Genomic DNA, 14,462 nt, shown 5'->3' on the forward strand with positions numbered 1-14,462 from the left:
CCACCCTATGCACCCGGGCGCCCCCGCAGAACGGCCCGTCCCCGACCTCCACCCCGGGGCCGCCCCTGATTCATCCCCTACCCACCCCTACCCCCGCCCCGCGTACATCCGCGCGATCACGTCCTCGATGTCCGGCTCCCGCAACGACAGGTCCGACAACGGATACCGCGCCGCCACCGCCGCCACCAACGGCGCCGCCGAGGAACCCGCCGGGAACGCCAACCACTGCCGCGCCCCGTCCACCCGCACCACCCGGGCCCCCTCCACCTCGATCGGCGCCAGCTCCCGCTCCAGGTCCACCACCAGCGTCCGCTCGCCGCCCCCCACCGCGTGCAGCCCGGCCAACGGACCGTCGTACACCAGCCGCCCGTGGTCGATCACCATCACCCGCCCGCACAACTGCTCGATGTCCCGGAGGTCGTGCGTGGTCAGCAGCACCGTGGTGCCCGACTCCTCGTTCAACCGCCGCAGGAAGGCCCGCACCTTCGCCTTGCTGACGACGTCCAACCCGATCGTCGGCTCGTCCAGGTACAACACCTCCGGATCGTGCAGCAACGCCGCCGCGATGTCCCCGCGCATCCGCTGCCCGAGCGACAACTGACGGACCGGCACGTCGAGCAGCGCCGCCAGGTCCAGGTTCTCCACGCACCGCTCCAGGTTCTCGGCGTAGCGCGCCCGAGGGATCCGGTACATCCGCCGCATCAACCCGTACGAGTCCCTCAACGGCAGGTCCCACCACAGCGTGGTGCGCTGCCCGAACACCACCCCGATCCGGTGCGCCAACCGCATCCGCTCGCGCGCCGGATCGATCCCCGCGACGCGCACCCGGCCGGCGCTCGGCGTGAGGATCCCGGTCAACATCTTGATCGTCGTCGACTTCCCCGCCCCGTTGGGCCCGATGTAGCCGACCACCTCCCCGCGCGCGATCTCGAAACCGATCCCGTCCACGGCCCGCACCCGCCGCTTCTCCCGCCGCAGCGGACCCACCCGCCGCCGTACGTCGAAGACCTTCTCCACCCCGTCCAACGAGATCAACGCTTCCGACACCACTAGCTCCCGGTACTGCGGTAGGAACGAAGACCCGCGCGCCAGGCCAGCGACGCGGGCAGGATCACCGCCGACGCCACGAGCGGACTCACGAACGCCGCCCAGTCCGGCAGCCCCAACGGATCGGGCCGCCCCAGCACGTACAGCGCGGGCACCCAGTTGACGAAGGCCAGCGGCAGCACGAACGTCACCCCGCGCACCAGGTCCTTCGCGAACACCGACGGCGGGTACCGGAGCATCGTGCAACCGCCGTAGGTGAAGCTGTTCTGCACCTCGGCCGCGTCCCCCGCCACGAACTGGAACGCCGCCCCGCCGATCAGCACCCCGGCGAAGATCCCCGCGCCCGCCAGCACCATCACCGGCACCAGCAGCGCCTTGGCCGGCGTCCAGTCCACGTCCACCGCCCACACCGCCCAACCGAGCACCCCGAGCCCCTGCACGATCCGCCCCAGCCGGCGCAGCGCGAACCGGTCCGCCGCCACCTGCGCCAGCACCGGCACCGGCCGCACCAGCATCGTGTCGAGCGAACCGTCCCGGATCCGGACGCCCACCCGGTCGGTGTTGCCGAGCAACAGGTCCGCCAACCCGAGGGAGGCCGAGCAGGCCCCGTAGAGCAGCGCGATCTCCGGCAGCGTGAACCCACCGAGCACGTCCACGTGCGAGAACATCAGGTGGACCGCGACGAAGTCGAGCAGGGAGATCGCCCCGTTCCCCACCGTCGCCAGGACGAACGACATCCGGTACGTCATCGTGGAACGGACCCACATGGCCACGATCAGCCCGTAACCGCGCACCCCCTCCCGCCAACCGCCCCCGTCCCGCGCCGCGCCCCCGCCGCGCGGACCGTCGGCCCGGTCCTCCCGCGTCAGCGTCGCCTCAGCCACCCTGGACCACCACCCTCCGCGTCGCCGCCGCCTGCGCCCACCGGCCCGCACCCAGCAGGAGCAGCGCCCAGGCCGCCTGGAACCCCAGCGCGGGCAGGGCCGCCCCCGCCCCCTCGTGCGTACCCAACAGAACGTCCAGCGGCGTCTGGAGCATCGCCGCCCACGGCAACAACCGCACCACCTCGCCGAACCCGCCGGGGAAGAGGGTGAGCGGCAGCAACACCCCCGAGAAGAACGTCGACACGACGGCGGCCATCAGGTTGACCCCCGAGCCGTCCATCAGCCAGAACGCCGACAACCCCAGCAGGTAGCGGATCGCGAAGCTCACCACCAACCCCAGGAACACCGACACCAGGAACAGCGCCCAGCGCGCCGGATCCGACGGCAGCGCCAGCGGGAAGACCAGGGCCCCCACCAGCAGGGGCACCACGCCCCGCCCCATCAGCTGGAAGGCGGCCCGCCCCAGGTCGGCGGCCAGCCACCACAGCTGGAGGTCGGCCGGACGGTACAGGTCGACGGCGATGTCACCCGTGCGGACCCGCTCCTGGAGCTCCTCCTGGAAACCGCCCCCGATCAGGGCGACCGCCGCGATCAGGGCCTGGCTGACCCACACGAAGGTGAGGGCCTGCGCCCGGTCGTAGCCGCCCAGACCGGGGCGCTCCTCCCACAGCGCGAGGTACGCGTACGCGACGATCAACCCGAAGACGGTGTTGGTGAACACCCCCGCGGCCGTCGCCGTCCCGTACGTGGCGTACCGCCGGAAACCGCCGGCCGCCACGGCCGGGTAGAGCCGGGCTCGCTGACGCACCGTATCCCTCCGTTTCCCCCCGTCGTTCCCACGTCGGTCAAAGCGCGCGAGCTTAGTGCGGAGGAGCGAGCCACGCGACCGATTTCCACCCGTCCGGCACGGAATCACCGGCCATCGGGTAGACACCATGAGGTACTTGTGTGGACGTTTCGTACGGCGCCGAGGAGTTCCGGAGATGAGCGACCAGTCACCACCCCAGGGCTGGACGCCTCGCGACCCGGACACCCCCGGACGACCCCCCGCGGACACCGCGCCCCCGACGGGGCCCGCCGGACCCGCGCGCGGGAAGGGCCGCCGCACCGGCCCGCGCCGCCTGCTGCCCACCTGGCGCACCACCCTCGGCACGATCCTGGCCCTGCTCCTGCTGCTCGGCGGGGCCCTCGTCGCCGGCTACCTGCTGGTCGACATCCCGCCGGCGAACGCGGCCGCCACCGCGCAGTCGAACGTCTACCTCTACGCGGACGGGTCCCCGCTCGCCCGTGACGGCGAGGTCAACCGCGTCAACGTCCCCCTCTCCCAGGTCCCCACCGGCGTCCAGGAGGCGGTACTGGCCGCCGAGGACCGCGACTTCCACTCGGAGCGGGCGGTGGACCCCAAGGCGATGGTCCGCGCCGCCTGGAACACGCTGACCGGCAAGGGCAAGCAATCCGGCTCGACCATCACCCAGCAGTACGTCAAGAACTACTACCTGGGCCAGGAACAGACCGTGAGCCGGAAGGTGAAGGAGTTCTTCATCGCGATCAAGCTGGGCCGCGAGAAGTCGAAGAACTACATCCTGGAGGGCTACCTGAACACCAGCTACTTCGGCCGCAACGCGTACGGGATCCAGGCCGCCGCCCAGGCCTACTACGGCAAGGACGTCAACGCCCTGACCCCCGTCGAGGGGGCCTACCTCGCCACCCTCCTCAACTCCCCCAGCGCCTTCGACGTCGTCGCCCACCCGCGCAGCCGCGACCGCGCCGTCGCCCGCTGGAACTACGTGCTCGACGGCATGGTGAAGAAGAACTGGATGACCCCCGAGGAACGCGCCGCCGCGCGCTTCCCCGAACCGGGGAGGATCCGCCCGGCCGCCGGCCTGTCCGGTCAGCGCGGCTACCTGGTCGAGGCGGTCAAGGAGTACATCGGCGAGAACAGGATCCTCGACGACAAGACCCTGGCCGAGGGCGGCTACCGCATCACCACCACCATCGACCGGCGCCGCGAGAACGCCCTCGTCTCCGCCGTCGAGAAGGAGATGGTGGAGAAGCTCGACCCGGCCGCCCGCCCCGCCGACCGCGACGTCCGCGCCGGCGCCGTCTCCATCGACCCCGCCACCGGGAAGGTCGTCGCCCTGTACGGCGGCATCGACTACACGAAGCAGTACGTGAACAACGCGACCCGGCACGACTACCAGGTGGCGTCCACCTTCAAGCCCTTCGTGTTCGCCTCGGCCGTCCAGAACGACTCGCGCACCCAGGACGGCCGCCGGATCACCCCGAACACCGTCTACAACGGCGACAACCGGCGGCCGGTGGTCGGCGGCCGGATCCGCTACAGCCCCGAGAACGAGGGGCAGGTCTCCTACGGGCCCATCACCGTCAACACCGCCACCGACCTGTCGGTCAACGCCGTGTACGCGCAGATGGTCGTCGACGTCGGCACCGTGAAGGTCAAGGACACCGCCATCGCCCTCGGCATCCCCGAGAACACCCCGAACTTCCCGCCCGTCCCGGCGATGGCCCTGGGCACCCTCCAGGCGAGCGTCCTCGACATGACGGTGGCCTACGCGACCCTCGCCGACCACGGCCGGTACACCCCGTACACCCTGCTGGAGAAGATCTCCAAGGACGGCGAGGACGTCGACCTGCCCGACCGCACCGGCCGCGAGGCCATCAGCCGCGAAGCCGCCGACACGACCACGTCCATGCTGGTCAGCGTCGTGGACAACGGCACCGGGACGGAAGCCCTGGCCGCCGGCCGGCCGGCCGCGGGCAAGACGGGCACCGCCGAACTGGACCGCGCCGCCTGGTTCGCCGCGTACACCCCGGACCTCGTGACGGTGGTCTCGATGATGGGCCAGGACCCCGACACGGGCACGCTCCAGTCCCTCTACGGGGCCCTGGGCGAGAACCGCATCGGGGGCGGCGGCTACCCGGCCCGGATCTGGGCGGCGTACACGAAGGCGGCCCTGGAGGGGTCGGACCCGGTGGACTTCGACCTGGAGCTCCAGCCGGGCGCGGACCGGATCGCGCCGCCCCCGCCGGTCCAGCCGAGCACCCCGCAACAGCCGCAGGACGGCAGCCGTCCCCCCTTCCCCCCGAGCCCCTCGACGGGCGGCCAGACCACGCCCGGACAGAACACGGGGGGCCAGAACACCGGCGGACAGAACTCGGGCGGCCAGAACACCGGCGGGCAGAACTCCGGAGGCCAGAACAGCGGAGGCCAGAACAACGGCGGCCAGACCGACGGCGGCCAGAACACCGGGGGCCAGAACAGCGGGGGTCAGAACACGGGCGGCGGGGACACGACCGGCGGCGAGAGCACCGGCGGACAGAACACCGGCGGCCAGAGCACCGGAGGGGAGACGACGGGCGGGGAGAGCACCGGATCGCCCGACCGGGGACGCCGACCCCCGGCCGACTACCTGGAGTGACCGGGGACCCGCGCGACGACGTCAGTGGCCGGAGGTGGCCTTCAGGCCGACCACGGCGACCAGCAGCAGACAGATGAAGAAGATCCGGGCGGCGGTGACGGGCTCCCCCAGCACCGCCATGCCGAGCACCGCCGCACCCGCCGCGCCGATGCCCACCCACACCCCGTACGCCGTACCGATCGGCAGGGTCTTGGCGGCGTAGGACAGCAACACCATGCTGGCGACGATGCCGGCGCCGGTGAAGACGGACGGCCACAGACGCGTGAAGCCCTCGGTGAACTTCATGCCGATCGACCAGCCGACCTCGAGCAGACCGGCGACGAGAAGAAGAACCCAGGCCATGACGGACACCTCCGGGACGAGAGCGGAACGGGGTGCGTCGTCTTGTCGTCAACCCGGTACGGCGCGTCTCGTCGGGGGTTCTCCCCCACCGTAGCAAAGCGCACGACGAAGGGCCGGTGACCTCGGTCACCGGCCCTTCGTCCGCCGCGTCCCTACAGGTACAGGCCGGTGGAGTCCTTGGACCCCTCCAGCCGCTCCGCGGCCACGGCGTGCAGGTCCCGCTCGCGCATCAGCACGTACGTCGCCCCGCGGACCTCGACCTCGGCCCGGTCCTCGGGGTCGTAGAGCACCCGGTCTCCCGGCTCCACGCTCCGTACGTTCTGTCCGACCGCGACCACCTCGGCCCAGGCGAGCCGCTTGCCCACCGCGGCCGTCGCCGGGATCAGGATGCCGCCGCCCGAGCGCCGCTCCCCCTCGGGGAGGTCGGACTTCACGAGCACGCGGTCGTGGAGCATGCGGATGGGCAGCTTGTCGTGGGTGGTGTTCTCGCTCACGCCCCGAACCTACCTGCCCCCGCCCGCCCCGTCCGCCGGCGGGTCCTCACCGCTTGCGTCGGACGGAGACCACCAGGAGGCCCACCACACCGACCGCGACGAGCGCGACCGGCAGGATCCGCTCCACGCGCGGTGCGCCGTCCTCGTGGCGCAGACCGCCCCTGACGTCGGTGACGAGCCGGTTCACGGCCACGATGGCCCGGCCCGCGGTGTGGTCCACGGCGCCGACGGCCTTGGCCTTCACGTCCCCGACGATCGTCTTCGGGTGCATGCGCACGCCGATCTCGTCGAGCGTCTCGGCGAGCTGCTCGCGGCGGCGGACGATGTCCGCCTCGATCTGTGCGGGGGTCCTGGCTTCCGGCACCGCGCTGCCTCCGTCGTCGTGGTCGTCTTCGGCGGATGCGGACCGCCGTGAACAGTCTGTCAGCTTAGTCTCGTGACGTACCGTTCCCCTCCCGAGGAGACCACCGATGAGCGAGCGACTCCAGCCGGGCGACACCGCCCCCGCCTTCACCCTGCCCGACGCGGACGGCAACGAGGTGTCGCTGGCCGCCCACAAGGGCCGCAAGGTGATCGTCTACTTCTACCCGGCGGCCCTGACGCCCGGCTGCACGAAGCAGGCCTGCGACTTCACCGACAACCTGGACGCCCTGGCCACGGCCGGCTACGACGTCATCGGCGTCTCGCCCGACAAGCCGGAGAAGCTCGCGAAGTTCCGCGACAAGGAGAACCTGAAGGTCACCCTGGTCGGCGACCCCGACAAGGAGACCCTGACCGCCTACGGCGCCTTCGGCGAGAAGAAGCTCTACGGCAAGACGGTCACCGGGGTCATCCGCTCCACGATCGTCGTCGACGAGCAGGGCAAGGTCGAGCACGCCTTCTACAACGTCAAGGCGACCGGCCACGTAGCCAAGATCATCAAGGACCTGGGCATCTGACACCGCCCCACCCCTCAGAACGTCCCGCCCCACCGGTGCGGGACGTTCCGCTTATCCCACGAAATCCCCCGTGACCACCCCGACCCCGAACCGTTACTCCGTACGAGAGCTGAACGTACGGTCGGGAGGGTGGATCGATGGCGGTCCGGTACACGCGCGAACTGCTGGAAGCGGCGGCCCGCGAGACGAGCACCTGGGACGACGCCGTCCGCTGGTGCGGCGGCACGCCGAGCAGCGGGAGCAGGCGCTATCTGCGGTCGAGGATGAGGGAGGCGGGGATAGACCACTCCCACTTCCCCACGCGATGGGCACGGCACACGGAGGAGCGGCTGAGGGAGGTCGTGGCCGCGAGTACGTCCCTCGCGGAGGTGCTCGGCCTTCTGGGCGTCGGCAACGTCGGCGGCAACCAGGCGCACATCGCCCGGAGGATCAGGGCCCTCGGCATCGACACGTCCCATTTCGCGACCGCGCGGAAGGCCCGCCCGAAGGGTTCCCTGGGGCCGACGCTCTCGCTGCGGGATCCGCGGGACGGCAGGATCCCCGGTGAACGGCTGAAGCGGGCGCTGCTGAGGGAGGGTGCCGCCGAGGAATGCGCGGAGTGCGGGATCGGTCCGGAGTGGAACGGCAGACCACTCCGGCTCGAGGTCGATCACATCAACGGCGACTGGTGGGACAACCGGCGGGAGAACCTTCGCGTCCTGTGCCCCAACTGCCACGCGACCACGGACACGTACCGAGGACGTGCGGCGAAGAGGGTCGCATGAGCGCGGTCAGGTACAGCCGGGACCTGCTGGCCCTCACCGCGCCCTCGGCCACCAGCCTGGTCGACCTCATGAGGATCCTGGGCACCCCGCTCCTGGCGGGGCCCCGTCGATACCTGCGCGACAGGCTGGCCCACCACGCCATCGACACCTCCCACTTCGTCGACGAACCGCTTCCCGTCCGGGAGCGACAGCGCTACACGCAGGAGCGCCTCCGGGAAGCGGCGGCCCACGCGGACGACATCGCGGGAATGCTCGCCCACATGGGAGTCGAGCCGTACAACAGCGCCCATGCCCACATCTCCCGTCTCCTCGACCGGTTCGGCATCGACACCTCGCACTTCCGCGACGGCGCCGGTGCCCGGCGCCGCCTCTTCGCTCTCGAGGAGATCGCACCCGCGGTCGCCGGCTCGAAGAGCATCGCGGGGGTGCTGCGCGCCCTCGGCCGCAACCCTTCCGACGGCGCCGCCCGCACCAGGGCGAGGCGGAGCATCGAGGAATACGGGCTGTCGACGGAGCACTTCACGGGGCAGGGGCATGCGGTGGGCCGCCCCTCCCGCACCCGGCTGTCCTCGGCGGAGGTGCTCAGGCGCCTCGACGTCGGCTCCGCGCGCACGAAGACGGCGACGCTGCGCCGCGCCCTCGACGATCTCGGCGTGCCGCACGTGTGCGCGGAGTGCGGCACCGGCGACGTCTGGCGAGGCAGGAGGCTCGTCCTGGAGATCGACCACGTGAACGGCGACCGAGTGGACAACCGGCGCGAGAACCTTCGCTACTTGTGCCCCTCCTGCCACAGTCAGACCCCGACCTTCGCCCGGCGCTCAGGGATCGGTATCCCATCGCAGCGGACCCGCGACGACCAGTAAAGTGGTCGCTGCGGGTCCGTACCCCAGCTGGCCAGAGGGCGCCGGTTTAGGTCCGGTGTGTCGTGGGTTCGAGTCCCACCGGGCCCACAGCAACGGCCGGGCGTCTCGTCGAGGATGCCCGGCCGTCGTCGTGCCCGCCTCAGCCCAGGAGTTCGCGGACCACCGGGATCAGGGCGCGGAAGGCCTGGCCGCGGTGGGAGATGGCGTTCTTCTCGGCCGGGGCGAGTTCGGCGCAGGTGCGGGTGTCGTTCAGGGGCTGGAGGATCGGGTCGTAGCCGAAGCCGCCGGTGCCCGAGGGGGTGTGGCGCAGGGTGCCCAGGAGGCGGCCTTCGACGACGCGTTCGGTGCCGTCGGGCAGGGCCAGGGCGGCCGCGCAGAAGAAGTGGGCGGCGCGGTGCTCGTCGGCGATGTCGCCGAGCTGGGCGAGGAGCAGGTCGAGGTTGGCCTTGTCGTCGCCGTGGGTGCCGGCCCAGCGGGCGGAGAAGATGCCGGGGGCTCCGCCCAGGACGTCCACGCACAGGCCGGAGTCGTCGGCGACCGCCGGCAGGCCGGTGGCCCGGGCGAGGGCGTGGGCCTTCAGGAGGGCGTTCTCGGCGAAGGTGACGCCGGTCTCCTTGACGTCCGGGATCTCGGGGTACGCGTCCGCGCCGACCAGCTCGAAGGGCAGGCCGGCGTCGGACAGGATGGCGTGCAGCTCGGTGATCTTGCCCGGGTTGCGGGTGGCGAGGATCAGGCGGCGGGGCGTGGAGGTCATGCCGCCATTATTTCCGTCGCGCGGCCTCGGATCAGCCCGGGGTGCAGACCTTGGAGATCTCCTTGGCGGCGTCCGCGACGGGCTGGATGTCGGGGTTGACGTTGCCGCCCTCGACGGAGGTGCGGACGTTCTTGACGGCGGTGGCCATGGAGTCGACGGCCTTGCCGAGGTCGGCGTTGCCCGTCTGGTCCTTGATCTTCTTGAGGTTGGCGTCGATCTGGTCGAGCGCGTTCTGGGTGTCCTGGACGCTGTTGCCGGCCTGGGAGACGGACTGCTGGAGCTGGTTGGCGCTGTCGGCGATGGCGACGGCGGTGTTGGCGCAGTCCATGGCGGTGGATATCGCGTCGCATGAGGTGAGGGCCGGGACGGCGAGCACGGCGGCGACCGCGACGGCGGCGAGGCGCGGCCCGCGGCGGCGGCCGGGGTCGGTCGCGCGCGTGGGCTGCGTGGGCTGCGTCGGGTGCGTCGGCTTCATGGGGTCCCCCGGGTTTCGGATGCCTGGACGGGGCGCACGGCTTCGACACCGTGCGCCCGTACCGGCGTAGACGCGTGGGCGGCTCCGGCGGTTGCCGGGTCCGGGGCGCGTCGGCGGCGGGGGTGTTACGGGGTCTGGAGTTCCAGGGCGCCGAGCTGGAGGGCTTCGAGGTCGGCGCAGCCGCCGGCGGCGAGGTCGAGGAGGGCGTTGAGTTCCTTGCGGTCGAAGGGCTCGCCCTCGGCGGTGCCCTGGACCTCGACGAAGCGGCCGTCGCCGGTGCAGACGACGTTCATGTCGGTTTCGGCGCGGACGTCTTCCTCGTAGCAGAGGTCGAGGAGGGGGACGCCGTCGACGATGCCGACGCTGACGGCGGCGACGGTGCCGGTGAGGGGCTTGCGGCCGGCCTTGACGAGCTTCTTCTTCTGGCCCCAGGCGATGGCGTCGGCGAGGGCGACGTAGGCGCCGGTGATGGCGGCGGTGCGGGTGCCGCCGTCGGCCTGGAGGACGTCGCAGTCCAGGACGATGGTGTTCTCGCCGAGGGCCTTGTAGTCGATGACGGCGCGCAGGGAGCGGCCGATGAGGCGGGAGATCTCGTGGGTGCGGCCGCCGATCTTGCCGCGGACGGATTCGCGGTCGCCGCGGGTGTTGGTGGAGCGGGGCAGCATCGAGTATTCGGAGGTGACCCAGCCTTCGCCGCTGCCCTTGCGCCAGCGGGGGACGCCTTCGGTGAAGGAGGCGGTGCAGAAGACCTTGGTGTCTCCGAAGGAGATGAGGACGGAGCCCTCGGCGTGCTTGCTCCATCCGCGTTCGATGGTGACCGGGCGGAGCTGTTCGGGCGTGCGGCCGTCGATGCGAGACATGGTCGTGAGCCTAGTGGGTGCGGGGTTGGGGTGCGCGAAGGCGGCGGGACGCGCGCAGACCCCGTCCGGTGGGCCGGTACGGGGTCTGGGTGGTGTGGTGCGGAGCCGGTGGGCTCAGCTCACATCATGTCTTCGATGTCGGCGGCGATGGGGTCGGCGTCGGTGCCGATGACGACCTGGATCGCGGTGCCCATCTTGACGACGCCGTGGGCGCCGGCGGCCTTGAGGGCGGCCTCGTCGACCTTGCTGGGGTCGATGACCTCGGTGCGCAGGCGGGTGATGCAGCCTTCGACCTCTTCGATGTTCTCGATACCGCCGAGCCCGGCGACGATCTTCTCAGCCTTGGTGGCCATGTGTTTCTCCCTGAGTGATCTGAGTGATTCGAAGAACGAGTCTCGGCGGCCGTAGCCCGTCGCGTCCGCTTTGTCACGGTAGCTCACGGTTGGCCTATCCACGCGAGCGCAGGCCCGTCATCTGCCGAATGATGACGATCAGCAGCAACCTGCCCACAACTGGTCTACACCAGTGTGCCGCAAGTGTTGCCACGGCCAAAACGGGACGGGTCAGGGAGGACGCGATGAGCGCGAGCAGCGCGGCGGCGACGCCACAACCCCAGTGGTGGAACGGCCTGTTCCAGGGGCTCCAGAAGATGGGGCGCAGCCTCCAGCTCCCGATCGCCGTGCTGCCCGCCGCGGGCATCCTCAACCGTCTCGGCCAGCCCGACGTGTTCGGGAAGGACGGCCTGAACTGGACGGCCGTGGCCAAGGTGATGGCGGGTGCGGGCGGGGCCCTGCTCGACGCGGACCTGGGGTTGCCCCTCCTGTTCTGCATCGGCGTCGCGATCGGCATGGCCAAGAAGGCGGACGGTTCGACGGCGCTGGCGGCCGTCGCCGGCTTCCTCGTCTACCGGGGGGTGCTGCACGCCTTCCCCAAGGACTGCCCGTCGGGGACGAAGGACATCGGCGGGGGTTGTCTGACGCCGACGGACACCTTCGCCGGGTACACGTACCAGAACCCGGGGGTCTTCGGCGGCATCGTGATGGGCTTGCTCGCCGCCTGGTTCTGGCAGCGCTACCACCGGGTGAAGCTGGTGGACTGGCTCGGGTTCTTCAACGGGCGGCGGCTCGTCCCGATCATCATGTCGTTCGTCGCGATCGCGTTCGCCGCGCTGTGCCTGTGGATCTGGCCGCCGGTGGGCGGGGCACTGGAGAGCTTCTCCGACTGGTTGGTGGGGCTGGGTTCGTGGGGTGCGGGCATCTTCGGCGTGGCGAACCGGGCGCTGCTGGTGATCGGCCTGCACCAGTTCCTGAACGTGCCGGTGTGGTTCCAGTTCGGCAGCTACACGAAGCCGGACGGTCAGACGGTGCACGGTGACATCAACATGTTCCTGGCGGGCGACCCGGACGCGGGCATGTTCCTCTCCGGCTTCTTCCCCATCATGATGTTCGCGCTGCCGGCGGCGGCGCTGGCGATCACCCACTGCGCGAAGCCGCTGCGGCGCAAGGAGGTGGGGGGTCTGATGCTGTCGGTGGGTCTGACGTCCTTCGTCACGGGCATCACGGAGCCGCTGGAGTACTCCTTCCTCTTCGTGGCGCCGGCGCTGTACGCGATCCACGCGCTGCTGACGGGCGTGTCGATGGCGGTGACGTGGGCGCTGGGGGTGCACGACGGCTTCAGCTTCTCCGCGGGGCTGATCGACTACGTCATCAACTGGGGGTTGGCGACGAAGCCGTGGATGATCATCCCGATCGGTCTGGCGTTCGCGATCGTCTACTACGTCGTCTTCCGCTTCGCGATCACCAGGTTCGACATCCCGACCCCGGGTCGGGAGTCGGACGAGGAGATCGCCGCGATGCAGGCCGAGAACACGAAGGCGTAGCCAAGCCGTTATACGGGCGCGCGGGCGTCCGCTTTCGGGTCCTTCGACCCGTCCTCCAGGCCCTCGGATCCCAGGATTCGGGGGCCTGCGGCATGTCCGGAAGTCCGCCGGCGGGCACGGGCGGGCGGGGCGCGCGCCCGCGTCGCCGAATGCCAGAAATTGAAGGTTCCTTATCTAACCCCGACCGTGCTACAACTGGTCTACACCACCCATTGGTGTAGACCACGCAGGCCTGTTCGAGCCGGCGTACCCCCTTTCGAAGACGTCGCCTCCCCCTTCCTTGTGTCTCTGGGCGGCGCCTTGCCCCATGGAGGAACCAGATGTCCACAGCCACCGCTGCGGAAACGAAGAAGGGCGCTGGCGTGATGGCCGTCATGCAGCGCATCGGCCGGAGCCTCATGCTCCCCGTTGCCGTGCTGCCGGCCGGCGCTCTGCTGCTCCGCCTGGGCGCCGACGACATGCTCGGGAAGGACACCTTCCCGACCTTCGTCAACAAGATCGCCGGCTACATGGCCGCCGGCGGTGGCGCGATCCTCGACAACATGGCGCTCCTCTTCGCCGTCGGCATCGCCATCGGCTTCGCCAAGAAGTCGGACGGTTCGACGGCCCTGGCCGCCGTCACCGGTTACCTGGTCTTCCAGAAGGTGCTCGCCACCTTCACCGACTCGAACCTGCCGAAGGTCGCCAAGGTCGTCGGCGGCAAGATCGTGAACGTGGACGCCCCGGTCAACGCCGGTGTCCTCGGCGGCGTCGTGATGGGCATCATCACCGCGCTCCTCTACCAGAAGTTCTACCGGACCAAGCTGCCGGACTGGGCGGGCTTCTTCGGCGGTCGCCGCCTCGTCCCGATCCTCTCCGCCTTCGCGGGTCTGCTCGCCGGCATCGTCTTCGGCCTCATCTGGCCGGTCCTCGGCACGGGTCTGCACAACTTCGGTGAGTGGCTGACCGGCTCGGGCGCCGTCGGCGCGGGCATCTTCGGTGTCGCCAACCGCGCGCTGATCCCGATCGGCATGCACCACCTGCTGAACTCCTTCCCGTGGTTCCAGGCCGGCTCCTTCGACACCGCCAACGGCGCCGTCCACGGTGACATCGCCCGCTTCCTCGCCGGTGACCCCACCGCCGGACAGTTCATGACCGGCTTCTTCCCGATCATGATGTTCGCCCTCCCGGCCGCCTGCCTCGCGATCGTCCACTGCGCCCGCCCCGAGCGCCGCAAGGTCGTCGGCGGCATGATGTTCTCCCTCGCGCTCACCGCCTTCGTCACCGGTGTGACCGAGCCGATCGAGTTCACCTTCATGTTCATCGCCCCGGTGCTGTACGCGATCCACGCGGTGCTCACCGGCGTGTCCCTGGCCCTGACCTGGGCCCTGGGCATGCGCGACGGCTTCGGCTTCTCCGCCGGCGCGGTCGACTTCCTGCTCAACCTCGGCATCGCCAACAACCCGTGGGGCCTGGCCGCCGTGGGTCTGTGCTTCGCCGTCGTCTACTACTTCGTCTTCCGCTTCGCGATCACGAAGTTCAACCTCCCCACCCCCGGCCGCGAGTCCGACGAGGAACTGGCCGAGCTGCAGAAGGCCGAGGCCAAGTAGTCCGGCCCCGCTCCCGCACGCCGAAGCCCCCGCTCTCCCGGAAGGGAGGGCGGGGGCTTCGGCGTGTGCCGCGGGTGCGCGCCGTACGACGGGGCGCGGCGGATCGGGGCCGGTCTGAACGTGCCGGGCGGAA

16 protein-coding genes, 1 tRNA gene and 1 riboswitch are annotated in these 14,462 nt (G+C 70.6%); of the genes, 7 read left to right on the forward strand and 10 right to left on the reverse strand.

Annotated features, from left to right (window positions below; genetic code table 11):
- Positions 1-87: 87 nt before the first annotated feature.
- Genes AB0D01_RS09355 through AB0D01_RS09365 form a run of 3 tightly spaced genes read right to left on the reverse strand, consistent with a single transcriptional unit; the run spans position 88 to position 2,739 of the window.
- Positions 88-1,050 (reverse strand): ATP-binding cassette domain-containing protein, encoded by a 963-nt coding sequence (locus tag AB0D01_RS09355; protein WP_363054479.1) that lies wholly within the window; start codon positions 1,048-1,050, stop codon positions 88-90.
- Positions 1,050-1,931 (reverse strand): ABC transporter permease, encoded by an 882-nt coding sequence (locus tag AB0D01_RS09360; RefSeq protein ID WP_363054480.1) that lies wholly within the window; start codon positions 1,929-1,931, stop codon positions 1,050-1,052. The genes AB0D01_RS09355 and AB0D01_RS09360 overlap by 1 nt, the downstream gene beginning before the upstream one ends.
- Entirely contained in the window at positions 1,924-2,739 is an 816-nt protein-coding gene (locus AB0D01_RS09365) for an ABC-2 family transporter protein (RefSeq protein ID WP_363054481.1), read from the reverse strand. Before AB0D01_RS09365 ends, AB0D01_RS09360 begins: the two co-directional genes overlap by 8 nt.
- A gap of 175 nt (positions 2,740-2,914) precedes the next feature.
- Here AB0D01_RS09365 and AB0D01_RS09370 point away from each other — a divergent pair, with 175 nt between their 5' ends.
- On the forward strand, positions 2,915-5,371 hold the full coding sequence (locus AB0D01_RS09370) for a transglycosylase domain-containing protein (RefSeq protein WP_363054482.1): 2,457 nt from the start codon (positions 2,915-2,917) through the stop codon (positions 5,369-5,371).
- A gap of 21 nt (positions 5,372-5,392) precedes the next feature.
- Here AB0D01_RS09370 and AB0D01_RS09375 read toward each other — a convergent pair whose 3' ends face one another.
- The 3 genes from AB0D01_RS09375 to AB0D01_RS09385 form a co-directional block, all read right to left on the reverse strand.
- On the reverse strand, positions 5,393-5,713 hold the full coding sequence (locus AB0D01_RS09375; RefSeq protein ID WP_030158619.1) for a multidrug efflux SMR transporter: 321 nt from the start codon (positions 5,711-5,713) through the stop codon (positions 5,393-5,395).
- A 31-nt stretch (positions 5,714-5,744) separates the two neighbouring features.
- Positions 5,745-5,818: riboswitch (guanidine-III (ykkC-III) riboswitch) on the reverse strand.
- Between the two features lie 47 nt (positions 5,819-5,865).
- Complete coding sequence (locus AB0D01_RS09380; RefSeq protein WP_030239046.1) at positions 5,866-6,207, reverse strand: co-chaperone GroES; 342 nt, start codon at positions 6,205-6,207, stop codon at positions 5,866-5,868.
- A 46-nt stretch (positions 6,208-6,253) separates the two neighbouring features.
- Positions 6,254-6,571: a DUF3618 domain-containing protein gene (locus AB0D01_RS09385; protein WP_363054483.1), complete on the reverse strand. Its 318-nt coding sequence runs from the start codon at positions 6,569-6,571 to the stop codon at positions 6,254-6,256.
- A gap of 106 nt (positions 6,572-6,677) precedes the next feature.
- Here AB0D01_RS09385 and bcp point away from each other — a divergent pair, with 106 nt between their 5' ends.
- The 4 genes from bcp (at position 6,678) to AB0D01_RS09405 (ending at position 8,859) form a co-directional block, all read left to right on the forward strand.
- Entirely contained in the window at positions 6,678-7,145 is a 468-nt protein-coding gene (bcp, locus tag AB0D01_RS09390) for a thioredoxin-dependent thiol peroxidase (RefSeq protein WP_363054484.1), read from the forward strand.
- 137 nt (positions 7,146-7,282) lie between these two features.
- Entirely contained in the window at positions 7,283-7,909 is a 627-nt protein-coding gene (locus tag AB0D01_RS09395) for an HNH endonuclease (protein ID WP_363054485.1), read from the forward strand.
- Positions 7,906-8,772 carry an HNH endonuclease gene (locus AB0D01_RS09400; RefSeq protein WP_363054486.1) on the forward strand — a complete coding sequence of 289 codons (867 nt, stop codon included), beginning with the start codon at positions 7,906-7,908 and terminating at the stop codon, positions 8,770-8,772. Before AB0D01_RS09395 ends, AB0D01_RS09400 begins: the two co-directional genes overlap by 4 nt.
- Before the next feature lie 12 nt (positions 8,773-8,784).
- Positions 8,785-8,859: transfer RNA gene (locus AB0D01_RS09405), tRNA-Leu, on the forward strand.
- Positions 8,860-8,911: 52 nt separating this feature from the next.
- On the opposite strand, the gene rdgB is transcribed toward AB0D01_RS09405, so the two are convergent.
- From rdgB to AB0D01_RS09425, 4 genes are all read right to left on the reverse strand, one after another.
- Positions 8,912-9,526 (reverse strand): RdgB/HAM1 family non-canonical purine NTP pyrophosphatase, encoded by a 615-nt coding sequence (rdgB, locus tag AB0D01_RS09410; RefSeq protein ID WP_363054488.1) that lies wholly within the window; start codon positions 9,524-9,526, stop codon positions 8,912-8,914.
- 31 nt (positions 9,527-9,557) lie between these two features.
- Positions 9,558-10,001, reverse strand: coding sequence for a hypothetical protein (locus tag AB0D01_RS09415; protein ID WP_363054489.1), 444 nt, complete (start codon positions 9,999-10,001; stop codon positions 9,558-9,560).
- Between the two features lie 125 nt (positions 10,002-10,126).
- Positions 10,127-10,861 carry a ribonuclease PH gene (rph, locus tag AB0D01_RS09420; RefSeq protein WP_363054490.1) on the reverse strand — a complete coding sequence of 245 codons (735 nt, stop codon included), beginning with the start codon at positions 10,859-10,861 and terminating at the stop codon, positions 10,127-10,129.
- A gap of 119 nt (positions 10,862-10,980) precedes the next feature.
- Positions 10,981-11,316 carry a PTS glucose/sucrose transporter subunit IIB gene (locus tag AB0D01_RS09425; RefSeq protein WP_363054491.1) on the reverse strand — a complete coding sequence of 112 codons (336 nt, stop codon included), beginning with the start codon at positions 11,314-11,316 and terminating at the stop codon, positions 10,981-10,983.
- Between the two features lie 122 nt (positions 11,317-11,438).
- Here AB0D01_RS09425 and AB0D01_RS09430 point away from each other — a divergent pair, with 122 nt between their 5' ends.
- Both AB0D01_RS09430 and AB0D01_RS09435 read left to right on the forward strand, forming a co-directional pair.
- The gene (locus AB0D01_RS09430; protein ID WP_363054492.1) at positions 11,439-12,740 is read left to right on the forward strand and encodes a PTS transporter subunit EIIC; all 1,302 of its coding nucleotides are present in this window, start codon (positions 11,439-11,441) and stop codon (positions 12,738-12,740) included.
- Positions 12,741-13,060: 320 nt separating this feature from the next.
- The gene (locus AB0D01_RS09435; protein WP_363054493.1) at positions 13,061-14,329 is read left to right on the forward strand and encodes a PTS transporter subunit EIIC; all 1,269 of its coding nucleotides are present in this window, start codon (positions 13,061-13,063) and stop codon (positions 14,327-14,329) included.
- Positions 14,330-14,462 lie beyond the last annotated feature (133 nt).

The sequence above is a fragment of the Streptomyces sp. NPDC048606 genome, from assembly GCF_040650855.1.
In the GTDB taxonomy this organism is placed as follows: domain Bacteria; phylum Actinomycetota; class Actinomycetes; order Streptomycetales; family Streptomycetaceae; genus Streptomyces.